Raw genomic sequence first — 2643 nt, forward strand, 5'->3', positions numbered from 1 at the left:
GCCGATGCCGAGCGAGCGGTCGACGTAGTCGGCCAGCGTCGTGCCGACGGTGGTGGCGCCTGCCGCGGTCGTGCCTGCAGCCGGAGCCGCAGCAGCGGGCGCCACTTCATCGTCGTCGCCCTTGCCCAGGACGAGCAGGGCGCCGAGCGCCAGGCTCGCCAGGCCGAGCAGGCCGGCGATCCACGGCATCTTGCCGACCAGGCCGAGCTTGTTGCCGTTGGCCTTGGCGTCGGAGACGTTCGAGGCCACCTGCTCGTCGGTGAAGGCGAGGTTCATGTCGAGGGCGGACCCACCGTCGGCGAGGGTGCGGACCTGCTTCTCGGCCTGCTTGATGATCGAGCCGGTGACCGGGTCGATCCACATCGTCTTGTCGTCGGAGTACTTGCCCTGCACGCCAGAGGCAACCTCAGCGGGCTGGTCCTGGACGTTGATATTGAACTTGTAGGTGCTGAGCCCGTCGAGCTTCTCCTCACCGACGAACGCCGCGTCCACGGCGCGGTTAAGGATGCCGTCCCAGAAGGGGTAGGTCTTCTTCTCCACGCCGAAGGGGAATTTGTTGATCAGACCCTCGTGCGGCGAGGCATTGGCGCCGAGGAACTTTTCCTGGTCGGAGACGGCTTCCGCGGTCACCCGGTCGGTGGCGAAGTTGTCAGCGCCCGCGTTGATCAAGCGGGTGTCCGCGGCCTCGGCACTGACACAGTTGGGAGCCTTGCCGTCCTTATTCCACATCAGGCAGGTGAAGCTCTGGAAGACCGCGACCGCCCCGGTCGAGGCGTCGCCGTCGATGACCGTGTGACTGGTCGCCTTGACGGGCGCCCGGTCACTGCCGAGATAGCTCGCATCACCGAGGAGCGTGGTGATGCTGTCGACGTCGAGCGGAGTCTTCTTGACCTGCCCGGGCACCCACAGCGCCACCATCAGGGCAGTGGTCAGCAGGAAGCCACCGAGGCCTAGCAGGAGCGGTCCGAGAATTTTCCGCATGATCGAGGTCGTTCTCCTAATGGGGGGCCGGCCGGCCGGAGCAGTGGTCGGCAGATGCTACCAGCGAGTAGGACGGATGGAAACCTCCGCGGCGCTGCCAGACCGCGTCCGTATGCTGCCCGCCATGGATTCGGAGCACCGCCACCGTGCCGTGCTCCCCGCGCACGTCACCGCATTGGACGGCCTGCGCGCCGTTGCGGTCGGCCTCGTCGTGCTCACCCACGCGGCCTATCTGACCGGTTTTGTGAACTCGGGCGGATTCTGGGGCGTGCTGCTGGGACGCGGCGATTTCGGCGTGGCCCTCTTCTTCACGCTTTCCGGCTATCTGCTCCACCTCGGCTTCCTGCGCGCCCCTGGCGAGCGGCTCGACATCGGCACCTATCTGTTGCGCCGGGCCGCGCGCGTGCTCCCCGCCTACTGGGTGGTGCTGCTGGTTGTCTGCGTGGCCGCACGGCCGGACGCGCGCGATGTGGTGCTGCACGCGCTGGCGCTGCAAATCTATGCGCCCGGTTCGCAGATCCCCAGTTTCTCCCCCGCCTGGTCGATCGCCACCGAACTCTCCTTCTATGCGGTGCTCCCCATTGCGGCCGCACTTCTGCACCGCGTGCGGCGACAGAATGCCCACGCGCCGCTGACCCTGCTGGCGGCGCTGCTTCCTCTCGCCTTGGCCTGCACCTGGCTGGCACCCAGTGGTGACTTGCGCGTGGACACGCCCTACGAGCGCTGGCTGCCGGCACGCAGCGCGAGCTTCCTCATCGGCATGATCCTCGCGGAAGCCGTTGTCCGTCAGTCGCATCCGCTCGCCCGCCGGCTGCGCGCCTGGATGGCCGCACCGGGCCCCGTGCTGGCTCTGGGCGCCGCCGTCTACGCCCTGGCCACCACACCGGTGGCGGGGTTGCTGACGCTCGGCATCGTCAGCGGATGGCAGTTGACGACCAAGATGCTGCTCTCCTGCGTCTTCGCCGCCGCCCTGCTCGGGCCGGTGGTCCTCGGCCCGCGCGGCTGGTGGACGGCGTGGCTCTCTCGCCCGGGCGTGGTCTGGGTGGGCCGGATCTCCTACGGCATCTTTCTGTGGCACGTCCCGGTCTTCGTCGGGCTCTATGCCCTGACCGGCGTCGACGTCTTCACCGGCGGGTTGGCCGCACTCCTGGCCATCGGTGTCCCGATCACCGTGGCCCTCGCAGCCGTCAGCTTCGCCTGGATCGAGGCGCCGGCCATCCGCTGGGCGTCCCTGCGCCGCCGGTCCCCAGCGGCGGCGGAGCAGGTGGAGCCGCAGCCACCACGATCAGCAGCGCCACCAGGCTGAGCGTGCGCGTCGTCGCCTCGACCCATGCCGCCCCCGGCCCGGTGCCATCGGCGAAGCCCGCCTGAACGGCGCCGGCCAGGGTGAGCAGGATCACCACGGCGACCGGGGCCGGCTGGCGTGTCGCCGCGCCTCCGAGAGCGGCCACCACTGCCCGGGTCGTGGGTCGCTCTTGCGGCGCCCGATCGTGATCAGCCGCGACATCACCAGGTCGCCGGCCCCGGCCGGATGCGATCAGGACGAGCCCGGCGAGGACAGCACCTGGCATACCGGCAAGCACTGCGCCGAGCGCGAGCACGCACAGGGCGCGCACGCCGCGACGCGTGGGTTGGCCGGGGCCGCCCTCGTCGACGGGCACG

At 69.7% G+C, this 2643-nt stretch carries 2 protein-coding genes; one reads left to right on the forward strand and one right to left on the reverse strand.

Features of this window, described 5'->3' with window-relative positions; translation table 11 throughout:
* The coding region (locus tag PKH97_RS15705; protein WP_324388549.1) for a DUF3068 domain-containing protein at window positions 1-981 on the reverse strand (981 nt) is incomplete at its 3' end.
* A gap of 124 nt (window positions 982-1105) precedes the next feature.
* Here PKH97_RS15705 and PKH97_RS15710 point away from each other — a divergent pair.
* Window positions 1106-2287 carry an acyltransferase gene (locus PKH97_RS15710; protein WP_324388550.1) on the forward strand — a complete coding sequence of 394 codons (1182 nt, stop codon included), beginning with the start codon at window positions 1106-1108 and terminating at the stop codon, window positions 2285-2287.
* Window positions 2288-2643: the final 356 nt, after the last annotated feature.

This window comes from Nostocoides sp., assembly GCF_035343835.1.
GTDB lineage: Bacteria > Actinomycetota > Actinomycetes > Actinomycetales > Dermatophilaceae > Nostocoides_A > Nostocoides_A vanveenii.

Coding starts and splice junctions, on each gene's coding strand:
- PKH97_RS15710 (WP_324388550.1), top strand. CDS start 1,106: ATGGATTCGGAGCACCGCCACCGTGCCGTGCTCCCCGCGCACGTCACC.